We start from the raw sequence: 18,382 nt of genomic DNA, 5'->3' as shown, positions 1-18,382 counted from the left end.
GCTACGCCCGGCGTGAGCACACCCACAAGGACGTCTTCCGAGATTCACTCGCGCGGCGCCCATGGCACGGTCGGATCGATCGTCGTCGCGATCTTCGCGCTGATCTCGGCCAGTTGCCGCACCTGCGCCTCCGTGAGCGAGCCGAAGACGAGCTCCTCGACCAGGGCGTGGTGCTCGGGCGTGGACCGGGCGACGTGGGCGTGGCCGTCGTCCGTGAGGACGGCGAGGGTGAACCGGCCGTCGGTCGGGTCGACCTCGCGTCGCACCCAGCCTTGCTTCTCCAGTCGCGAGATCGCGCGGGAGAGCCGGGAGAGCGTGCTGCTCGCATACCCGGCGAGTGTGCTCATCCGGAGCGTGCGGTCCGGGGCGGTGTCGAGCGCGAAGAGCAAGCCGTGCTCATAGTGACTCAGCCCGCTGTCGCGCTGCAGCTGGGCGTCGAGCGCCGCGGGAAGCCGCTCCATCAGGGTGGCGACCGAGGCCCAGGCCGCGAGCCGGTCGCCGCTGAGGCCGGGGCGTTCGGCGGATTCGGTCATGGGGCAAGCCTATTCGACTTGCTTGAGCAAGTGAACCAGCCTAAGGTGACTTGCTTGAGCAAGTGAATCGGCGCATCGCCGACAGAGGGAGACGACATGGACCTACAACTCCGAGGCAAGACGGCCTTCATCAGCGGATCGACCGGTGGCATCGGCGCAGCCATCGCCCGGACGCTCGCCGCGGAGGGTGCACGGGTCATCGTGAACGGGCGCTCCGAGCAGGCGGTGCAGGATGCGGTCGCCGCGCTTCGGCGCGCGCACCCCGATGCCGGCCACGACGGGATCGTCGCAGATTTCGCCGATCCCGCCTCCGTCGAGCGACTGCTCGGTGACCTCGGCGCCGTGGACATCCTCGTGAACAACGTGGGCCGGTTCGGTCTCGCGGAATTCGAGTCCATCTCGGACGACGAGTGGTCCCACGTCCTCGAGGTCAACCTGATGAGCGGCGTCCGGTTGTCCCGGCACGCCCTGCCAGGCATGTTGGATCGCGGCTGGGGACGCATCCTGTTCGTCAGCAGCGAGTCCGGCGTGAACATCCCCGCCGACATGATCCACTACGGCGTCACGAAGGCCGCGGTGATCGCCCTCGGCAACGGACTCGCGAAGCTGACCCGCGGCACCGCCGTGACGGTCAACACGATCCTCGGCGGCCCGACCTACTCGGACGGCGTCGCCACCACGATCGAATCCATCGCCGCCGACCAGTCCGTCCCGGTCGAGGCAGTGAAGGCCTCGATCATCGGTCGCAACACCACCACGCTGCTCGAACGGTTCATCGAGCCCGAGGAGATCGCCTCGCTGGCGGCCTACCTCGCGAGCCCACTGGCGTCGGCGACGAACGGCGCGGCCCTGCGTGCGGACGGCGGAGTCCTGACCGGGATGCTCTGAACCCAGCCAAGCACTCCGCCGCTCGTCGAGATCACGTCGTCTCGCTGAGGAACTCGGCTCAGGCGTTCCGGCGGCGGACGAGCAGGAACGCCGCGCCTCCGGCCAGCAGCGCCAGTGCGCCACCCACCGACGCCCACAGCTCCGCACCCGTTCGTGCCAGCTCTCCTCCGGGACGCCCATCGGTGGGCACGACAGGAGTCACTGCCGCAGGGACGCCCGTGTACCACGAGGCATCCGAAACCGACACGGTCTCCAGGTCGGGTCGTGCGGCGCCGGTCGAGTCGGCAGGGACACCGACGGCCGTCGCGGTGTTCATGTAGGGCCCGTCGATGGCCGTTCCGTTCGCGACGCAGGTCACCGACTCGCCGGGGGCGAGCAGCGCGATCACGTTGCCGCCATCACCACAGACGATGTCGGCGCCGTCGACCTGGTCGTCCGTGACGACGACCTCGGCGAGGTGGGTGTTGCCGGCGTTGCCGACCCGGTAGGTCCAGGCGACGGCGCTGTCGATCACGATCTCCGGGCCGGGTGCCTCGGTGACATCCTGATCGTTGGTGAACTTCTCCATCGAGATTGCTGGCGCGACCGCCTCGAGCGGGAGTTCGAACGCCCACCACAACCCGGACATGGGAGTGGTGTTCGGCGAGGAGCCGTTCAGCGTGATCGTGAGGTCGGAGATCTCGGTGTTGGTGGTGAAGGTCTGCGTGACGCCGTTCGCGCCGGCCGGGCACACCGAACTGATGTCGACCTGACCCGTCTCCGCATCCACCGTGACCGCGCCGGGGGTTCCGGATCCGGTGTCCGCCCGGTAGTCCAGCCAGGACCCGGCGACATCGGAGGACAGCTGTGCGCTCTCCGACGCCGCGTCGCCGCACACGTCGACGTCGTTGAAGGCCAGGACCGCGCCGGCGGGAAGGGCACCACCTTGCAGACCGGAGAAGTCGAAGGTGTAGGTGGCGCTCCCCTCGTTGTTGAAGACCGTCCAGGAATCCGCGTACACCTGCCCGACGGGCGTCTGTTCGGCGTTGTTGAACTTGGGTCCGATCGTCGGCAGGAAGGTACCGGCATCTGTCCGACCACTGGTCGACACGGCCATCTGGACCTCGCCGATCGCTGCCGGCGGGAGCACCTTGCCGGTCGACGGGTCCGGCTCGCGGAATCGCAGTGGGTAGGTCTGGCCATCAGCCAGCGTGGTCTGGTCCATTCCGGTCAGGCCGGTCACGCCATCGCTGGTCAGAGGCGGGACGGTGGTTCCGATCGGGTGGTCCGGCGTCATCGGTGCAGACGCCGCGTGAGCCGGCGCGGCCATCAGCGTCGAGCCGACGGTGGCGAGGACCGCCAGAGTGATGAGGTTCGTCGTCCGTTTCGTGGACATGGTTCTCCTAGGGGGCGCGGTGCATGGGTGGGCCTCACCGAAGCTGTCGCGAACGCGGGTCATCGACATCCGGTGAAGGGGCGGTGCGGCGGAACGTCATGACGACGCCTCGGGGAGGACGTCAGGTCTCGCCACATATCGACTCGTTTGAGTAACTGATATGTAAGACGTTATACGACGAATGCGAAATACTCAACCGTCGTTGCGGAGTGCAACCGCACGGTCGACGTCACTCGGTCGAGCGACGCTCCCGGACCGCGTCGAAGGTCCGCTGCAGCGCACCGATGGACGACTCGGAGTCGACCTGGGCGACACCGATGAAGAGACAGTCGACGACCATGAGCTGTGCGATCCGACTGCCGAGCGCTCCCGAGCGGAATGCCGTCTCCCGCGCGGACGTCTGGAGGACGATGTCCGCGCTGGTCGCCAGGGTCGACTCAGCATGGTTGGTGATCGCGATGGTCGTCGCCCCGGAGCGGGCCGCGAGCCGGAGGTAGTCGACGGTGTCAGCGGTCGCGCCGGAGTGCGAGATCGCGACGGCGACCGCCTGCTCGTCGAGGATCGCTGCGGCGGTCCAGGCGGCATGCGGGTCTGGCCATTCGAGCGCCACCCGTCCGATCCGCGAGAGCTTCCGCTGCAGGTCGACGGCGACGATGGAGCTCGCTCCGACACCGAAGATGTCGACCCGGCGAGCGCCGGCGACCGCTGCGACCGCACGGGTGAGGGCTGCCGTGTCGAGCGCCTGCGCGGTGTCGGCGATCGAGAGCGATTCGTTCGCGGCGACCTTCGCGACGATGTCGTCGAGGCTGTCTCCGGCGACGATGTCGGGTGACTGCACGTTCGTCCCGGCGAGCGCGAGCCGCTCGCGGAGGTTCTCCTCGGTCAGGTCGTGCCGGAAGTCCTTGAAGCGGTCGTAGCCGATCTTGCGCGTGAAGCGCACCACCGTCGTCGTCGACGTCGAGGCCTCCTCCGCGATCTCGGCGACCGACCGCGTCGCGAAGGCGCCCGGGTCGGTGAGCAGTGATTCGGCGATCCGACGCTCGGAGGGACGGAGTTCGTCGAGACGCGCGCGCACCTCGGTGGACACCGCCCGTGATGTCCGGTGGACGTCGGCTCCCATCGGTGCTCCTCTCGACCGTCAACACTGTACCGTCGGCACCCACCGGCGGGATGTATGGAAATTACCATCCACCATCGAATTGTGTATGTTTGTTGCACCGACTCGCGACCAGTGCCCTCCTCAGGTGCGGACTGGCCGACACGTGTAGCGGAGTACCGCGGGTGCTGCCGGCATGCACGATCCAGGAACCAAGGGAGGTCCCGTGACCAGCTCCACACCACGCAGCGACGTGATCAGCAGCACCGCCCGACGCCGGGCCATCGTCGCCGGCAGCGTCGGCAACTTCATCGAATGGTACGAGTTCGGGATCTACGGGTTCCTCGCCACGATCCTCGCCGCGCAGTTCTTCAGCGATGGCCAGCAGACCGGTATCGAGTCGCTCATCGCGACCTACGCGTCCTTCGCGATCGCCTTCTTCTTCCGCCCGGTCGGGGCGGCGCTCTTCGGCCGGATCGGCGATCGGATCGGCCGCAAGCCGACGCTCATCCTCGTCCTCGTCATGATGTCCGGGGCGACCGCACTCATCGGCATCCTCCCGACGTACGCCTCCATCGGCATCGCGGCGCCCATCCTGCTCACGATCGTGCGCATCCTGCAGGGCCTCTCCGCCGGCGGCGAGTTCGGTGGCGCCGTCTCGGTCATGACCGAGTTCGCCCCGGCCGGGAAGCGTGGCTTCTACGGATCGTGGCAGTCGTTCACGGTCGCGCTCGGACTCCTCGGCGGCGCCGGTACCGTCGCGCTGCTGGCATCCCTGCTGTCCGAAGCCGATCTGGCGGCGTGGGGCTGGCGGATCGCCTTCCTGCTCGCCATCCCCCTCGGCGCGGTCGCCCTGTTCCTCCGCCTGAAGCTCGAGGAGACCCCGGAGTTCCAGAAGGTCGCCGCCGCCGACACCACCACGGTCGCCGAGCCGGTCGTGCGTGCGGGTGCCGCAGAGACCGCCAAAGCGATCCTCCTGGGGATCGGTCGCCTGATGGGCTGGTCCGCCGCCGGGTACACCTTCCTCGTCGTCATGCCCTCCTACCTCCAGAGCAGCCTCAACGCCTCGTTCCAGGAAGCACTGATCTCCACGGTCCTCGCGAACGCCGGCTTCGCCGCGACGATCCTCCCGGCCGGCTGGCTGTCGGACAAGATCGGTCGGCGTTGGGTGATGCTCACCGGCACCGGGCTCATCGTGATCCTGGCGCTGCCCCTGCTCAACGTGCTGCAGAACCCGGACCTCGGCGTCGGAGTCCACGGCCTCGCCGTGTTCGTCGCCGGAGCGGTCGTCGGCCTGATCGCGGGCCCGGGCCCCGCCATGCTCGCCGAGATGTTCCCCACCTCCGTGCGGTACACCGGCCTCGGACTGTCCTACTCGATCTCGAACGCCGTCTTCTCGGGCAGCGCCGGCCTCATCATCACGTCGCTGATCGCCTCGACCGGCAACGTCGACGTCCCGGCGTACTACGTGATGGCGACCTGCCTGGTGAGCGCGATCGCCATCGGCACGCTCCGCGGGAACGCCCACCGGGCGGAGCTGCGCAAGTGAGCCGCCCGATGCGCGTCATCGGCCTCATGTCCGGCACCTCGCACGATGCGATCGACGCCGCCGCAGCCGAGATCAGCGTGGACGGCGACACCCTCGTCGTCCGCCCCCTCGGGATGCTCACCGCCAGGTACGACCCGGAACTGCGAGCCGCGATCACCGCAGCCCTGCCACCGGCGACCACCAGTGTCGACGACATCTGTCGGTTGGACACGCGGATCGGGCAGGCCTTCGCCGACCTCGCGGTCCGAGCGGTCGCGGAGCTCTGCGACGGTGACGCCGACCTGATCGTCTCCCACGGCCAGACGATGTACCACTGGGTCGAGGACGGCCGGGTCGAGGGCACGCTCCAGCTCGGCCAGCCGGCCTGGATCGCCGAACGCACGGGCTGCACCGTCGTCGCCGACCTGCGTTCACGTGACGTCGCGGCCGGCGGGCAGGGTGCTCCGCTCGTCAGCATGATCGACGCGCTCTGGCTGGGCGGCGAGACCGCAGCGGCCGTCAACCTCGGTGGAATCGCCAACGCCACCATCGTGCGGCCCGGCCAGGACCCGATCGCGTTCGACAGCGGACCGGCGAACGCCCTCATCGACGCCGTCGTCGCCGAGCACACCGACGGCGCCCGGCAGTTCGACGCCGACGGCGAGCTCGCCGCGCGTGGCACCGTCGACGAGGAGACGCTCGACCTCCTCCTGCGCGAGCCGTACTACCAGCGCCCCGCCCCGAAGTCGACGGGCAAGGAACTGTTCCACCTCGACTACCTCCGCGAGCAGCTCGCCGGCCGTCCGACGCTTCCGATCGAGGACCTCGTCGCGACCCTGACCGAATTGACCGCACGGACCGTGGCGGACGCCGTCCGCGGGGTGGAGCGCGTCATCCTCGCCGGCGGAGGGGTGCGCAATCCCCAGCTCGTCGCGCGCATCCGGGCTGCACTCCCCGAGGCCGACGTCGTCAGCAGCGACGACGCGGGCCTCCCGTCCGACGCGAAGGAGGCGCTCGCCTTCGCCGTCCTCGGCTTCCTGACGGTGAACGGCCAGGCGGGGTCCCTCCCCTCGGCCACCGGCGCCTCGCACGGCAGCGTCCTGGGCGCGATCGTCCCGGGGCACTCGCTCCCCGCGCGGACGCTCGACGGGCCGCCTCGCTCGCTGCGGTTCGAAGCATGACCGTCGACAGCCCCACGGACCACCACGACGGCGCCAGCCCGTCCGACCCAGAACGGAGGGCCGATCGTGCCTGAAGCATCGAGTACCTTGGCAGCGCTCTCCACCGAGGGACGCAACCCACGCACGGTCGACCTCGACACGCTGGACACGCTCCGGCTGCTCGAGGTGATCAACGACGAGGACCGACTCGTCGCCGACGCCGTCCGAGCGGAACTGCCGAGCATCGCGCGCGCCGTGGAGCGCATCACGGAGGCTCGTCGGCAGGGTGGACGACTGATCTACCTCGGCGCGGGGACGAGCGGTCGGATCGGACTGCTCGACGCGGTCGAGTGCCCGCCGACCTTCGGCACCGACCCCTCCGAGGTCGTTGGGCTCATCGCCGGGGGCGAGCACGCCTTCGTCGTCGCCGTCGAGGGTGCTGAGGACGACATCGAGCTCGGCGCCTCGGAACTCATCGCGGCCGACCTCCGCCCCACGGACGTCGTCGTCGGTCTCGCGGCCAGCGGTCGCACCCCGTACGTCATCGGCGGCCTGCGCTACGCACGCCACCTGGGCGCGGGGACGATCGCGGTGTCCTGCAACCGGAACGCCAGGATCAGCGCCGAGGCGGACATCGCGATCGAGGTGATGACCGGCCCCGAGGCGCTCACCGGTTCGACCCGTCTGAAGGCCGGTACCGCACAGAAGCTCGTGTGCAACATGCTGTCCACCGCGTCCATGGTGCGCTCGGGCAAGGTCTTCTCCAATCTGATGGTCGACGTGAAGCCGACCAACGAGAAGCTCGTCGACCGCGCGCAGCGGATCGTCGCCGACGCCACCGGTGTCGAACGGCCGATCGCCGACGCCGCCCTGGAGCAGGCCGGCGCCCACGCCAAGGCTGCCGTCGTCATGCTCCTCGCCGACGTGGACGCAGCGACGGCCGCCCGGCTGCTCGAATCACACGACGGCGACGTCCGCTCGGCCGTGGCCGCGGCGAGCGCCTGAGCAGGAACGAGAGGACACCGTGGAGATCATCATCCTTCCCGACGCCGCCGAGGTCGGTCGCGTCGCCGGCGCGAAGATCGCGTCGATCGTCGCCGGGCGGCCCCAGGCCGTCATCGGGCTCGCGACCGGGTCCAGCCCGCAGGGCATCTACGCGGAACTGGCCCGTCGCGTGCAGGCGGGCTCGCTGTCGTTCGCCGAAGCGCGCGGCTTCGCGCTGGACGAGTACGTGGGCATCCCCGCCGACCACCCCGAGTCGTACGCCAGCGTGATCGCGCGTGAGGTCGTCGCCCCGCTCGGCTTCGACCCCTCGCGCGTCCGCGTCCCGGACGGTCGCGCTGCGGACCTCGCGGCCGCCGCGAAGGAGTACGACCGGGCCATCGCCGAGGCCGGCGGCATCGACGTGCAGATCCTCGGCATCGGGTCGAACGGACACATCGGGTTCAACGAGCCGACGTCGTCGTTCGCGTCACGCACGCGCATCAAGACCCTGGCGCCGAAGACCCGCCAGGACAACGCCCGCTTCTTCGACTCGCCCGACCAGGTGCCGACCCACTGCATGACGCAGGGACTCGGGACCATCCTCGAGGCGCGCGAGCTCGTGTTGGTCGCCCAGGGGGCGGGGAAGGCCGACGCCGTCGCGGCCGCCGTCGAAGGACCGCTCAGCGCGTTCGTCCCCGGGTCGGCGCTCCAGCTGCACGAGCACGCCACCGTCATCGTCGACGAGGCAGCGGCATCAGGGCTGCAGTTGTCGGACTACTATCGCTACACCTACGACAACCGGCCGGACTGGCAACGCTTCGAATGAATCGGCCGGGCGATGGCCGACGACGCCCCATCCTCTGAGGCGTCCGGCCACCGCAGCCGCAACCCAGCACCCCGCTCCCCTGCACCCCGCTGACGCCCGCATTCGAGAAGGAAGCCTCGTGGCACACCCGACCACCGTCCCATCCCTCATGACCGAAGCCATCGGCGAAGCCGTGGGTGACCCCTCCCGGATCCGCACCCGGGCAATCGACCTGGCCGCGTACGCCGGGGATGCATCGCACTACCTGCTGACGCCCGAGGCGGTCGTCATCGCGGAGAGCGCCGCCGAGGTCGCATCGATCCTCCGGGCGGCGACGCGGTCCGCCGCGCCCGTCACGTTCCGGTCGGGCGGCACCAGCCTGTCCGGTCAGGCCTCCGGTTCCGGCATCATCGTCGACACCAGGCAGCGGTTCAAGTCCATCGAGGTGCTCGACGACGGCAAGCGTGTCCGGGTGCAGCCGGGGGCGACGGTGGCGCAGGTCAACGCGCGACTCACGCGACTCGGCTACCGCCTCGGCCCGGATCCGGCGAGCGAGGTGGCGTGCACGATCGGCGGCGTCATCGCGAACAACTCCAGCGGCATGGCCTGCGGGATCGACGAGAACACCTACCGGACGCTGGAGTCGATGGTGTTCGTCCTCCCGTCCGGCACCACGATCGACACGGCCGACCCGACGGCCGACCGACGGCTCCACGAAGCGGAACCGGAACTCGCCGAGGGCATCGAGCGCCTGCAACGCCGCGTGCGATCGGACCCGGCATCCGTCGCGTCCATCGAGCGCCAGTTCTCCCTGAAGAACACCATGGGGTACGGGATCAACGCGTTCCTCGACTTCGAGTCGCCCGTGGACGTCCTGCAGCACCTCATCATCGGCTCGGAGGGCACGCTGGCATTCGTCGCCGAGGCGACCTTCCGCACCGTCCCCGTCCTCCCGCTGGTGTCGACGGCGCTGGCCGTGTTCCCCTCCCTCGACGCGGCGACGCGCGCGCTGCCCGAGCTGGTCGCGTCCGGAGCCGCGACGCTCGAGCTCATGGACGCCACGTCCCTGACGGTCGGGCAGCGTCTCCCCGGCAGCCCGGCGGAGATCCAGGGCTTCACGCCGCAGGATCACGCGGCACTCCTCGTCGAGTACCGCTCCGAGGACGCCGTCGAACTCAGGGACCGCGCGACGGCGGGCGGTGTGCTCCTGAACGGTCTGGACGTGCACGCGCCGGTGGTGTTCTCGAGCGATGCATCCCAGCGGTCGCGCGCCTGGGCACTCCGGAAGGGCCTCTACGCCTCGGTCGCGGGAGCGCGTCCCTCCGGCACCACGGCCCTCCTCGAGGACATCGTCGTCCCGACCGCCGCCCTCGCAGACACCTGCGCGAGCCTGCAGGAGCTCTTCGTGCAGCACGCCTATCGCGACTCGGTCATCTTCGGCCACGCGAAGGACGGCAACATCCACTTCATGCTGACCGACCGGTTCGAGGGCGACGCCGCACTCGGCCGGTTCAACGGCTTCACCGAGCAGATGGTCGACCTCGTCCTCGCGGCGGGCGGCAACCTGAAGGCCGAGCACGGCACGGGTCGCGCCATGGCACCGTACGTCCGCCGGCAGTACGGCGATGAACTGTACGGGGTGATGCTCGAGCTGAAGCGGTTGGTCGACCCGGCCGGGGTGATGAACCCCGGCGTGCTGATCGACGAGGATCCCCAGGCGCACCTCCAGGGGATCAAGCTCCAGCCGACCGTCGAGGAGGAGGTCGACCGCTGCGTGGAGTGCGGGTACTGCGAACCCGTCTGCCCGAGTCGCGACCTGACGCTGACGCCGCGGCAGCGCATCGTCGTCCGCCGTGCCGAGGAGTCCGCTCGCGCTCGCGGGGACATCGCCCTCGCGGAGGAGCTCGCGGACGACTACGACTACGCCGGCGTGCAGACCTGTGCCGTCGACGGGATGTGTCAGACCGCCTGCCCGGTCCAGATCAACACTGGCGCGCTGGTCAAGCGCATCCGGCGCACGGAGGCGGCTCCGGTCGCCGCCGCGGGCTGGAAGGCGGCCGCCACCGGTTGGGGGCCGGTCACCAGGATCGGTTCGGTCGCGCTCTCCGGCGCGAAGCTCCTGCCGGCTCCGGTGGTCGGTGCGGTGACGAACGTCGCGCGTGCCGTCCTCGGCGCGGACACCGTGCCGAAGTACTCGGGCGATCTGCCGGGCGGCGGACGCTCGCGGAAGGCGCTCGGTCGGACGGTGGGCGCCGGTGACGGTCCGACCGTCGGCATCTACGTCCCGGCGTGCGTGAACAGCATGTTCGGCGCGGCGGACGGCGGGGACGGCGTCATGGGCGCCTTCACCCGGCTCCTTGAGCGGGCAGGCCTGAGCATGCTGGTGCCCGACGGCGTCGAGTCGATCTGTTGCGGCACCCCGTGGTCCTCGAAGGGGTTCGCGTCCGGTGCTGCGGTGAACGAGCAGCGCACGGTCGAACGCATCCGAGCGGCCGTGGCCGACAGTGGCCTCGTGGTCGTCAGCGACGCGTCGAGCTGCACGGAGGGCTTCGCGAAGCTCCTCAGCGAGAGCGGCGTGGTCGTCGAGGACGCGGTGGCTTTCGCAGCCCGGGAGATCCTGCCTCGGGTCGATGTCTCAGCGCAGATCGAGCAGCTCGTCCTCCACCCGACCTGCTCCTCACGGCAGATGGGCCTCGACCCGGCTCTCGTGCTGATCGGCGAAGCCGTGGCCGAGCGCGTGCACGTCCCGGACGACTGGGGCTGCTGCGCCTTCGCCGGCGACCGCGGCATGCTGCACCCCGAGCTGACGGCGTCCGCGACGAAGGCCGAGGCCGCCGAGGTCGCCGCCCTCGGCGCCGATGCGCACGCATCCTGCAACCGCACGTGCGAACTCGGGATGACCCGTGCGACGGGCGAGGACTACCGCCACGTGCTCGAGCTGCTCGACGCCGCGTCGTCAGCGCCCGCGGGCAGCGCGTCCGTCGGCCCGCGCTGATCCCCGCACCGGGTTGCCGGCCGGTTGGACCGACCTGTCACGATCCCACCAGTTGGTGTCACGTATGCGCGTTAAGTGTCACTACGTGGCCGGGCTGGCGTCCGTCGTGGCGATGGGCGTGCTCGCGTTCCTCCCGTCGACCGTCCACGAGCGGGTCGACGGCGATGATCATCCCGGATACACCACCGTGTGCTCATCCGTGGTCGTCGCCGGCTGGCCCCGCGAGCTCGGCGCGGGAGGCGACCGGATGGTCGCTCGCGGGATCGTCTCGACAGACACCTCGGAGCCGCCCTACGACGTCTGCGCCAATCGGCGCTCCCTCTCCGCCGCGGGGATGGCTGTACTCGCCATCCCAGCCAGCTCGCTGCTCGTCCTCGCCGGGGGCTCCGTTCGCCCGGCCCGCCGCGCCGGAACACGCATCCGGTGACCGTGGATGACGACTCGGACCGGCATCCAGCCAGGAGGTGATCGTCGACAGACCGACGACCAGGGCTTCCAAGCCGAATGACCCCGCACTCCACTGCCCCCACCATGGGCAGGGCAGGCGTCGACTACGGTGCGGGATCCGGTCGCGCGCGACCTGCGAGGAAGGCCCCGACGAGTTCGGTCTGGTAGTAGGTGCTCAACGACATGTCCAGTTGCGGCTCTCGGAGTGCCGGGTCGGCCCCACGCTGGCGGAGGAGGTCGAAGATCCGCGAGAGGTCTTCGACGAGCTCCGGGTTCAACGGTCTGCCGTCTCGCGCATCGGGCTGTCCGTGCGGCCTGCGAGGAAGGACGTCGTGTGCTGCGCGTGCGGCGCGACCGAGCGGCGTGCATCCTTTCGAATCCACTGCGCGTACATCGGCGCCCGCATCGAGCAGCGCCACGACGACGCTGTACGCGTCGTCCGACTTCGATGCGCTGTTCACCGTTCGGAACGCTCGCTCCGACTGCGCAGTGAACGTCTGACGCATCCAGCGTGAGCGTTGCACTGCAGCCACGAGCGCATCGTGGAGCACAGGTTTGGCCCATCCACTCGGCGAATCGACGTCGACGAACCCGGGATCGGCGCCGCTCGCCAGCAAGAAATGCGCGATGGCGAATTCGCCGGAACGGACTGCCACCTGCAGAGTGGATTGTCCGGCGTACTGCTTCGGCGTACCCGCGGCGACGGCTCCGACGACCGACGGATCCTGTGCGATCCGGTCTCGGACCTGCTGCTCGGCCCCGTTGACGATGTCCGTGAAGATTGCGCGCATGGCCCCATCCTCACCCACTCGGTGGCCGGTCTCGTGTCCGACGCTCTGTGGCGGACACGAGACCGACTCTCGACAGACCGATCAGTGACCGGGCCCACCGTAGGCGGCGTCGGCGACGAAACCGCAGGACGCCTCCCAGGTGCTCTGCTCCGACTCGGGGAAGGAGTAGTCGTAGCCGGTGGCATCCAACTTCCACTGGTGGCTCTCCTCCGGAGACAGGCCGTCGGGCATTCCGGTCGCCTGCTGACCTTCGGGATACGGGTAGGCCTGGAGCGTCATGTCGACGGCGCCCACGAACTCGTGACCGCGGTCGGCCATGCATGAGCGCATCGCATCGATCCAGCCCTGATACTGCGTCGCGAACGCCAGTGCCGTGGCACGCTCCTCGTCGGTCGGGACGTAGGCCGCCTCGGCAGCAGCGGTCGCCTCGTCGCGCTCCTCCAGGCAAGGGACCGCAGCCACCTGCCAGGCGTCCTGGTCGGCCTCGCTCAGACCTGGCGGCATCCCGTCGAAGCTGGTGTCGTCGAACCCGAACCCCGCTTCGGTCATGCAGGACGCCATCGCGGCTTTCCCAACCTCGAAGAATCGCTGCCAGAGGCCCTGCAGGTAGAACTCGTTGATGTGCGTGGACTCGGTGGGCGGCGTGGTCGCGGTCGGCGACGCGGTCGGCGTCGCGCTGTCGGTCGGCGTCGCGGTCGCCTCCGCCGGCGCCTCCGCGGAGCTCGCCACGGCCTGCGCCGCCACACCGCCGAGTCCGCCGGCGACCACCAGTCCGGACGTGAGCAATACCAGGATCTTCTTGCGAATCATCATCTCCCCCAATGTTCTTGGAACGTGTTTATAGGAAGATAGCTTCCCCAAACGGATGTCGCAACCGGTTACTGAGTCGGAACACGTCTCTCGGCCACTCGTCGAGCAGTGCGGCGGTGCCTCTACCCTGGTTCTGTGAGCATTCCTCGGAACGACAGTGGGCCGGTGCGTGGCTGGCTCGGCCCGGATTGGGAAGCGAGCGTCGATCCTCGCCGCCTCGACGAGTTGCGGTGGAGCATCGAGCAGGAGATCAGCACCCTCGGCGGCTTCCGTCGCCGGTTGAAGACTGAAGGCGAGTACTCCCTACTCGGGCTGGTGCTCGGGATCCCGTTCCTGATCCCACAGGTCTTCGGACTGGTCGATGCCTTCACGACAGCATCCGAGCCCGGCATCGGCGTGCTCGGGGAATGGCTCTCGAGGCCGGCCGTGGCAGGGTGGGTCGCCACGGGCCTCCTGCTGATCGCCATCTCGGTGGTGTCGATACAGGTCCGTCTCCGGCGAGAGTTCGGGATCTTCCGCAAGGACGGCTGGGTCGCCCTGCAGGCACCGAGCGGCCTCGCCGAATGGGGTGGCGAGGGTTCGCCCACCATCACGTACGACCAGCGTCTGGTCGGCGGCAGGGGTGAAGCTCGCGCTCGTGATCTCCAGAAGCCGTTCATGCTCGTCTCAGGCCCGCGGATGCCGACGTGGGTGTTCGCGGGCGCCCTGCGCACGGTCCGCGCGGCCACGGTGGCGCGTGCATTCGACATCCACCGACTGGCGGTGCTCAAGCAGCAGATCGGCGTCTTTCGCGCCATTCCCGCGACGGTGGTGTTCCCTCAAGCGGACGGTTGCCTGTTCGGCGCCCAGGACGAGGGACCGCTCACCGTGGCCCTTCCGCGACCAGTGAAGGGCGGGCAGCGGATCCGCCTCGCCCGGGTCAAACTCACCCGCGCCGAGCGGGAGAGCGTCACGATCGGCCATCCGTCCTGATGTACCCGAGGCCGTCCCGACCGTGGTGATCGCCGTTCACCATGCTCGGGATCGCGATCTGTATTCGGGTTAATTTCAGTAACCCCGAATAAGGTAGCGCCATGATCTCGCCTACCGACTCCGCAGGGCTGGAACGGTCCTGGCCGGCGACGAGTTACGAACCGCGGCCATGGACGCACGACAGCGACGCGGTCGCGTCCAAGCGACGCCGCCGGTTGGCCGCGGGCCCATACCAGGCGGCAGTCCCACCCTTCATCGCGGATCTGTCTGTCGAGCTGCCCGCGGACCTCGTGGCTGCAAGCGAGGACGCCGGCCGCGAGCTGACCCGCTTCGACGCCGAGGTCGGCACACTCGCGGCTCCGTTCTCGTCGATCCTGCTGCGGACCGAGAGCGCATCGAGCTCCGAGGTGGAGCATCTCACCTCGAGCGCGAAGCAGGTGGCGCTCGCCGAGATCGGCGACTCGACGTCGGTCAACGCCAAGCTCGTCGTGCAGAACGTCGCCGCCATGGAGGCGGCCGTGGCGCTGGCGGACCACCTGGACCACGAGGCGATCCTCACGATGCACCGCGCACTGCTGGAGCGGTCCGATCCCGACATCGTGGGTCGGTGGCGCGACGACCAGGTGTGGATCGGCGGAACCGGCTTCTCCCCGCATGGCGCTGCGTTCGTCCCCCCGCACCAGGATCGTGTGCCTGAGCTCATGACGGATGTGATGACGTTCGCGAACCGTCTCGATGTGCCCGTCATGGCGCAGATCGCGATCGCTCACGCTCAGTTCGAGACGATCCACCCCTTCCCGGACGGCAACGGACGCACTGGCCGCGCGCTCGTGCAGGGCATGCTGCGGGCAGCTGACGTGACGAGGAACGTCACTGTACCCGTGTCCGCTGGCCTGCTCGGCGACACTGACCACTACTTCCGCGCGCTCACGGCGTACCGATCCGGTGACCTGCGCCCGATCATCGAGACGATGACGGAAGCCGCGTACGCGGCGGTCGCCAACGGCCGAACGCTGGAGCGCGACATCACGTCGATCGCAGAGCGGTGGGACGAAACCGTGAAGGTGCGCAGCGATTCATCCGTGCAGCGTCTGAAGCAGCTGCTCCTGCGGCAGCCGGTGATCACGACGTCGCTGGTGGCATCGACCCTTGGGCTGCACTTCTCGACGGCGGACACCTCGGTGCAGAAGCTCGTCGACGCCGGGATCCTCGTCCAGTCCAGCGCCGGCCGACGGAACCGCCACTGGCAGGCCAGCGACGTCCTGCAGGCGCTGGACGCCTTCGGCGCACGGGCCCGTCGTCGGCGGGGAGGTTCCTGACCTCTGGTCGGCCCGGGGCTGTCGGTCACCAGTCACTGGCATCATCGACCCATGAGTGAATCCCCGATCGAACGAACGACCCTGAGCACGATGACGCTCGATGGGGCTCCGAGCTTCGCCTCCGTCGAAGTGCGACGCATCACGATCGCCCCCGACTTCCACGTCGGGCCGCACTGGCACAACGGCCCGGTCTTCGGCACCATCGAAACCGGCTCCGTGAACTTCCAGGTGGGGGCTGGGCCTCGGACCGTCCTGCGCGCCGGCGACACCTTCCATGAGCCGGCGAACGAGACGATCGTCTTCGACGCGACCGACGAGGGCGTCACCTTCCTCGCATGGTTCCCGCTGCCGGCCGGCGTCGAGCCGGAACTGACGATGGGCGAAGTGCCCGCCTGACGTCCGACCAAGCGGCATTGGGCGTGGACGTGACGGTCGGTGTCGGAGGTGTCGGACCCGCACGAATCCGGGTCTGACCGCGGACTGGCCCCCAGAGGTCCCCCGGGGCCCCGATGCCTCGCGAGGATCGGCTCGGCGCGGTGCCGACCAGTCCCGACACGGACGATCGCGGTCGACGACTCAGCGTTCGACCGGTGGCGCGAGGTCGAGCGCATCGAGTTCCAGGACTAGTTCCATGCACCGCAGGCGTGCGCGGGAGAAGTCGTAGGGCATCATCCGGACGGCCTCGGTGAGGCTCGTCGAGCCGCACGTCGAGCCTCCGCCGTCCTCGTCGTCGGGAAGGGGGTGCGACTCGTCCCACGCGTCGAAGCGGTCGTCGTCAGTCTGCGCCAGGCCGGAGTCCTCGATGACCGTACGGAGAGCCGCCTCGAAGGCATGCCGTTCGGTGGCGATCTCCGCCACGCGGGGATCGTCGACCGCGACCGTGTCGTCGAGTGCTGCTTCGGCGGCGTCGACTCGGTCGGACTCCTCCCGCAGCTCCGGGTGGGTGGCCAGGGCGATGAACCGCGACGCCTGGACGGACGCGCCGAGCCCGCCGAAGATCCGTTCGGTCACGAGCAGGGTGTCCAGGTCGTCCTGCCGCAGAGCGCCCTCGGGCAGGTCTGTGAGGCGGTCGCTCACGACGTCGGAGAGCAGCCCCAACCTGCTGCCCTGCGTACGCATGCGCTGCACGGCGGTCCGCTGCTGCTCGAGTTCCGCCTGCCGAGCGACGAGGGAGCCCTCCAGGCGGTCCAGGATGCGCGCGACATCGTCGTCGGTATCGGTGATGCCATCCGCGAAGGCGTCGCGGATGTCGTCGAGGGCGATGCCGGCGTCCGCCATCCGACGGATCCACAGCAGCCGGATCATCTCGTCGTAGCCGTAGCGGCGGCGATCGTCACTCCCCCGCTCGGGCTCAGGGAGCAGACCGATCTGGTGGTAGTGACGGATCGCCCGTGGGGTGGTGCCGACGAACGCAGCGGCGCCTCCGATCGTGACCTGGCGCGGTGGGGTGAAGGACGAGAACATGTGGGGGCCTTCCTCGGTGGGCGGAATACGTCCACTGCACCACATGACGCTACGGCAGGTGCAAGTCGACCCACGGCCGTGCCCCGGGAGACGGGTCCCCGATCGAACGAACGCCCCTGGGCACGGTGACGTTCGATGGTGAGCGGTCCCCATTCGCTGAGCCGATTGCGACCGGTACGGTTTGGCCATGGGGAATCGCATCGCACGCATCACAACACTTCGGGACGCACTGCGAGAACATGCGCTGAGCGCGACCACAAGGTTGCGAGGAACCCCATGATCACGAGCATCGAGATACTCGGCACTGAGGAGCTGCTGCTGCAGCGGAATCCGCGAGCGGCAGCCGTGCACCAGGCGATCGTGGCTCGCGGCCGCGAAGCCGTGATCGCGCTGAACGAACGATTCAACGACCCGTCGGACGACACGGCGATGAAGCGACTCGACGCCGAGCTCGAGGCGATCGTCCAGCGGAGCGTCAGTGAGTACGTCCGTCAGGCCAGTGGGCTGTTCAGCGCCGAGGACGTCGACCTGTGGACCGCGAAGATCAGCCGGGTGCCCGGCAGCTATGTCGGACGGGCAGCTGCCGTGGGTGTGCCCGGAGCCCTGCTGCTGACGGAGTCCGTGGAAGAGGCGGAGTCGGACGAGAACACCACCTTCGTCTCACTCGACGACACCCTTGCCAACATCGCGGGGTATTGCCAGTGCGGCTATGCCACGAGCCGCATCGTGCCCAAGCAACTGTGCCGCCTCTGCTCCGGCGGCGTGCTCATCGCGTGGAGGACCGAGGAGGACCAGGTCATCGCGACAGCCCCCAAGGTCCGTTCCGAGCTGCACGCGGTGTTCGAGGAGTTGCTCGACGAGCTCGCCACCATCCACCTCGCGACGGGCGACGCCTCGGCCGAGACCCCTGCGCGCCGTCGAGCGGGCAACACTGGGATCACCCGGGTGAACGAGACGTATGCCGAGGAGATCGCGCTGCTCGACCTCACACGATGGCGGGAACTCAGCGATCTGAACCAGCTCAGCCAGATCACGGCGGTGACGGCTCACGCGAAGCACTGGTCGCAGTGGGGTCTCGGATCGGCGCGGTTGGCGATGTTGGCGATGCAGAGCGATCCGGAGATCCAGGCACGGATGCGCCGGATCGCCGGCAGTCGGCCCGCTCCGAAGCCCTCGCTGTTCGAGCGGCTCTTCTCCCGACGATGAGGTCCGCGA

General features: G+C 69.2%; 17 protein-coding genes. 11 read left to right on the top strand and 6 right to left on the bottom strand.

All coding sequences use genetic code 11. From position 1 onward, the window contains the following. Positions 1 to 44: 44 nt before the first annotated feature. Positions 45 to 533, bottom strand: a complete 489-nt coding sequence (locus ACZZZB_RS10945) for a MarR family winged helix-turn-helix transcriptional regulator (RefSeq protein WP_463529673.1) — start codon at positions 531 to 533, stop codon at positions 45 to 47. Positions 534 to 629: 96 nt separating this feature from the next. On the opposite strand from ACZZZB_RS10945, the gene ACZZZB_RS10940 reads away from it, so the two are divergent. After that, entirely contained in the window at positions 630 to 1,421 is a 792-nt protein-coding gene (locus ACZZZB_RS10940) for an SDR family NAD(P)-dependent oxidoreductase (protein WP_463529672.1), read from the top strand. A 58-nt stretch (positions 1,422 to 1,479) separates the two neighbouring features. On the opposite strand, the gene ACZZZB_RS10935 is transcribed toward ACZZZB_RS10940, so the two are convergent. Both ACZZZB_RS10935 and ACZZZB_RS10930 read right to left on the bottom strand, forming a co-directional pair. Beyond that, the gene (locus ACZZZB_RS10935) at positions 1,480 to 2,796 is read right to left on the bottom strand and encodes a DUF7507 domain-containing protein (protein ID WP_192003925.1); all 1,317 of its coding nucleotides are present in this window, start codon (positions 2,794 to 2,796) and stop codon (positions 1,480 to 1,482) included. A 229-nt stretch (positions 2,797 to 3,025) separates the two neighbouring features. After that, positions 3,026 to 3,916, bottom strand: coding sequence for a MurR/RpiR family transcriptional regulator (locus ACZZZB_RS10930; protein WP_463529671.1), 891 nt, complete (start codon positions 3,914 to 3,916; stop codon positions 3,026 to 3,028). Positions 3,917 to 4,118: 202 nt separating this feature from the next. Between ACZZZB_RS10930 and ACZZZB_RS10925 the strand changes: the two genes are divergently transcribed. The 6 genes from ACZZZB_RS10925 (at position 4,119) to ACZZZB_RS10900 (ending at position 11,791) form a co-directional block, all read left to right on the top strand. Beyond that, positions 4,119 to 5,441, top strand: a complete 1,323-nt coding sequence (locus tag ACZZZB_RS10925) for an MFS transporter (protein ID WP_463529670.1) — start codon at positions 4,119 to 4,121, stop codon at positions 5,439 to 5,441. Between the two features lie 8 nt (positions 5,442 to 5,449). After that, positions 5,450 to 6,601: an anhydro-N-acetylmuramic acid kinase gene (locus ACZZZB_RS10920; protein ID WP_463529669.1), complete on the top strand. Its 1,152-nt coding sequence runs from the start codon at positions 5,450 to 5,452 to the stop codon at positions 6,599 to 6,601. Between the two features lie 87 nt (positions 6,602 to 6,688). After that, entirely contained in the window at positions 6,689 to 7,585 is an 897-nt protein-coding gene (gene murQ / locus ACZZZB_RS10915; protein ID WP_463529668.1) for an N-acetylmuramic acid 6-phosphate etherase, read from the top strand. 19 nt (positions 7,586 to 7,604) lie between these two features. Next, on the top strand, positions 7,605 to 8,390 hold the full coding sequence (nagB, locus tag ACZZZB_RS10910; protein ID WP_124767739.1) for a glucosamine-6-phosphate deaminase: 786 nt from the start codon (positions 7,605 to 7,607) through the stop codon (positions 8,388 to 8,390). A 148-nt stretch (positions 8,391 to 8,538) separates the two neighbouring features. Next, on the top strand, positions 8,539 to 11,364 hold the full coding sequence (locus tag ACZZZB_RS10905) for an FAD-binding and (Fe-S)-binding domain-containing protein (protein WP_463530556.1): 2,826 nt from the start codon (positions 8,539 to 8,541) through the stop codon (positions 11,362 to 11,364). 64 nt (positions 11,365 to 11,428) lie between these two features. After that, a complete protein-coding gene (locus ACZZZB_RS10900) occupies positions 11,429 to 11,791 on the top strand; it encodes a hypothetical protein (protein WP_463529667.1) in 363 nt (120 codons plus the stop codon). A gap of 124 nt (positions 11,792 to 11,915) precedes the next feature. Here ACZZZB_RS10900 and ACZZZB_RS10895 read toward each other — a convergent pair whose 3' ends face one another. Together ACZZZB_RS10895 and ACZZZB_RS10890 are read right to left on the bottom strand one after the other, a co-directional pair. Further along, positions 11,916 to 12,602, bottom strand: coding sequence for a hypothetical protein (locus ACZZZB_RS10895; RefSeq protein ID WP_463529666.1), 687 nt, complete (start codon positions 12,600 to 12,602; stop codon positions 11,916 to 11,918). Between the two features lie 81 nt (positions 12,603 to 12,683). After that, positions 12,684 to 13,415: a hypothetical protein gene (locus ACZZZB_RS10890; RefSeq protein WP_463529665.1), complete on the bottom strand. Its 732-nt coding sequence runs from the start codon at positions 13,413 to 13,415 to the stop codon at positions 12,684 to 12,686. A 162-nt stretch (positions 13,416 to 13,577) separates the two neighbouring features. Between ACZZZB_RS10890 and ACZZZB_RS10885 the strand changes: the two genes are divergently transcribed. From ACZZZB_RS10885 to ACZZZB_RS10875, 3 genes are all read left to right on the top strand, one after another. After that, positions 13,578 to 14,384: a hypothetical protein gene (locus ACZZZB_RS10885; RefSeq protein ID WP_463529664.1), complete on the top strand. Its 807-nt coding sequence runs from the start codon at positions 13,578 to 13,580 to the stop codon at positions 14,382 to 14,384. 101 nt (positions 14,385 to 14,485) lie between these two features. Beyond that, entirely contained in the window at positions 14,486 to 15,703 is a 1,218-nt protein-coding gene (locus tag ACZZZB_RS10880) for a Fic family protein (RefSeq protein ID WP_137243000.1), read from the top strand. Positions 15,704 to 15,754: 51 nt separating this feature from the next. Next, on the top strand, positions 15,755 to 16,099 hold the full coding sequence (locus ACZZZB_RS10875; protein ID WP_463529663.1) for a cupin domain-containing protein: 345 nt from the start codon (positions 15,755 to 15,757) through the stop codon (positions 16,097 to 16,099). A 180-nt stretch (positions 16,100 to 16,279) separates the two neighbouring features. On the opposite strand, the gene ACZZZB_RS10870 is transcribed toward ACZZZB_RS10875, so the two are convergent. After that, entirely contained in the window at positions 16,280 to 17,167 is an 888-nt protein-coding gene (locus ACZZZB_RS10870; protein WP_463529662.1) for a helix-turn-helix domain-containing protein, read from the bottom strand. Positions 17,168 to 17,443: 276 nt separating this feature from the next. Here ACZZZB_RS10870 and ACZZZB_RS10865 point away from each other — a divergent pair, with 276 nt between their 5' ends. Continuing rightward, positions 17,444 to 18,373, top strand: a complete 930-nt coding sequence (locus ACZZZB_RS10865) for a hypothetical protein (RefSeq protein WP_463529661.1) — start codon at positions 17,444 to 17,446, stop codon at positions 18,371 to 18,373. The last annotated feature ends 9 nt before the right edge of the window (positions 18,374 to 18,382 follow it).

The organism is Plantibacter sp. AC185, assembly GCF_979258065.1.
Note: the sequence above shows the minus strand (reverse complement) of the source record. Positions and strands in the feature narration are given on the sequence as shown.

What these genes read in the sequence shown, in the direction of transcription:
- ACZZZB_RS10930 (WP_463529671.1), bottom strand. Translation starts at nt 3,916, where the DNA reads ATGGGAGCCGACGTCCACCGGACATCACGGGCGGTGTCCACCGAGGTG.
- ACZZZB_RS10890 (WP_463529665.1), bottom strand. Translation starts at nt 13,415, where the DNA reads ATGATGATTCGCAAGAAGATCCTGGTATTGCTCACGTCCGGACTGGTG.
- ACZZZB_RS10920 (WP_463529669.1), top strand. Translation starts at nt 5,450, where the DNA reads ATGCGCGTCATCGGCCTCATGTCCGGCACCTCGCACGATGCGATCGAC.
- ACZZZB_RS10895 (WP_463529666.1), bottom strand. Translation starts at nt 12,602, where the DNA reads ATGCGCGCAATCTTCACGGACATCGTCAACGGGGCCGAGCAGCAGGTC.
- ACZZZB_RS10865 (WP_463529661.1), top strand. Translation starts at nt 17,444, where the DNA reads ATGATCACGAGCATCGAGATACTCGGCACTGAGGAGCTGCTGCTGCAG.
- ACZZZB_RS10945 (WP_463529673.1), bottom strand. Translation starts at nt 533, where the DNA reads ATGACCGAATCCGCCGAACGCCCCGGCCTCAGCGGCGACCGGCTCGCG.
- ACZZZB_RS10900 (WP_463529667.1), top strand. Translation starts at nt 11,429, where the DNA reads ATGCGCGTTAAGTGTCACTACGTGGCCGGGCTGGCGTCCGTCGTGGCG.
- ACZZZB_RS10880 (WP_137243000.1), top strand. Translation starts at nt 14,486, where the DNA reads ATGATCTCGCCTACCGACTCCGCAGGGCTGGAACGGTCCTGGCCGGCG.
- ACZZZB_RS10935 (WP_192003925.1), bottom strand. Translation starts at nt 2,796, where the DNA reads ATGTCCACGAAACGGACGACGAACCTCATCACTCTGGCGGTCCTCGCC.
- ACZZZB_RS10870 (WP_463529662.1), bottom strand. Translation starts at nt 17,167, where the DNA reads ATGTTCTCGTCCTTCACCCCACCGCGCCAGGTCACGATCGGAGGCGCC.
- ACZZZB_RS10940 (WP_463529672.1), top strand. Translation starts at nt 630, where the DNA reads ATGGACCTACAACTCCGAGGCAAGACGGCCTTCATCAGCGGATCGACC.
- ACZZZB_RS10875 (WP_463529663.1), top strand. Translation starts at nt 15,755, where the DNA reads ATGAGTGAATCCCCGATCGAACGAACGACCCTGAGCACGATGACGCTC.
- ACZZZB_RS10905 (WP_463530556.1), top strand. Translation starts at nt 8,539, where the DNA reads ATGACCGAAGCCATCGGCGAAGCCGTGGGTGACCCCTCCCGGATCCGC.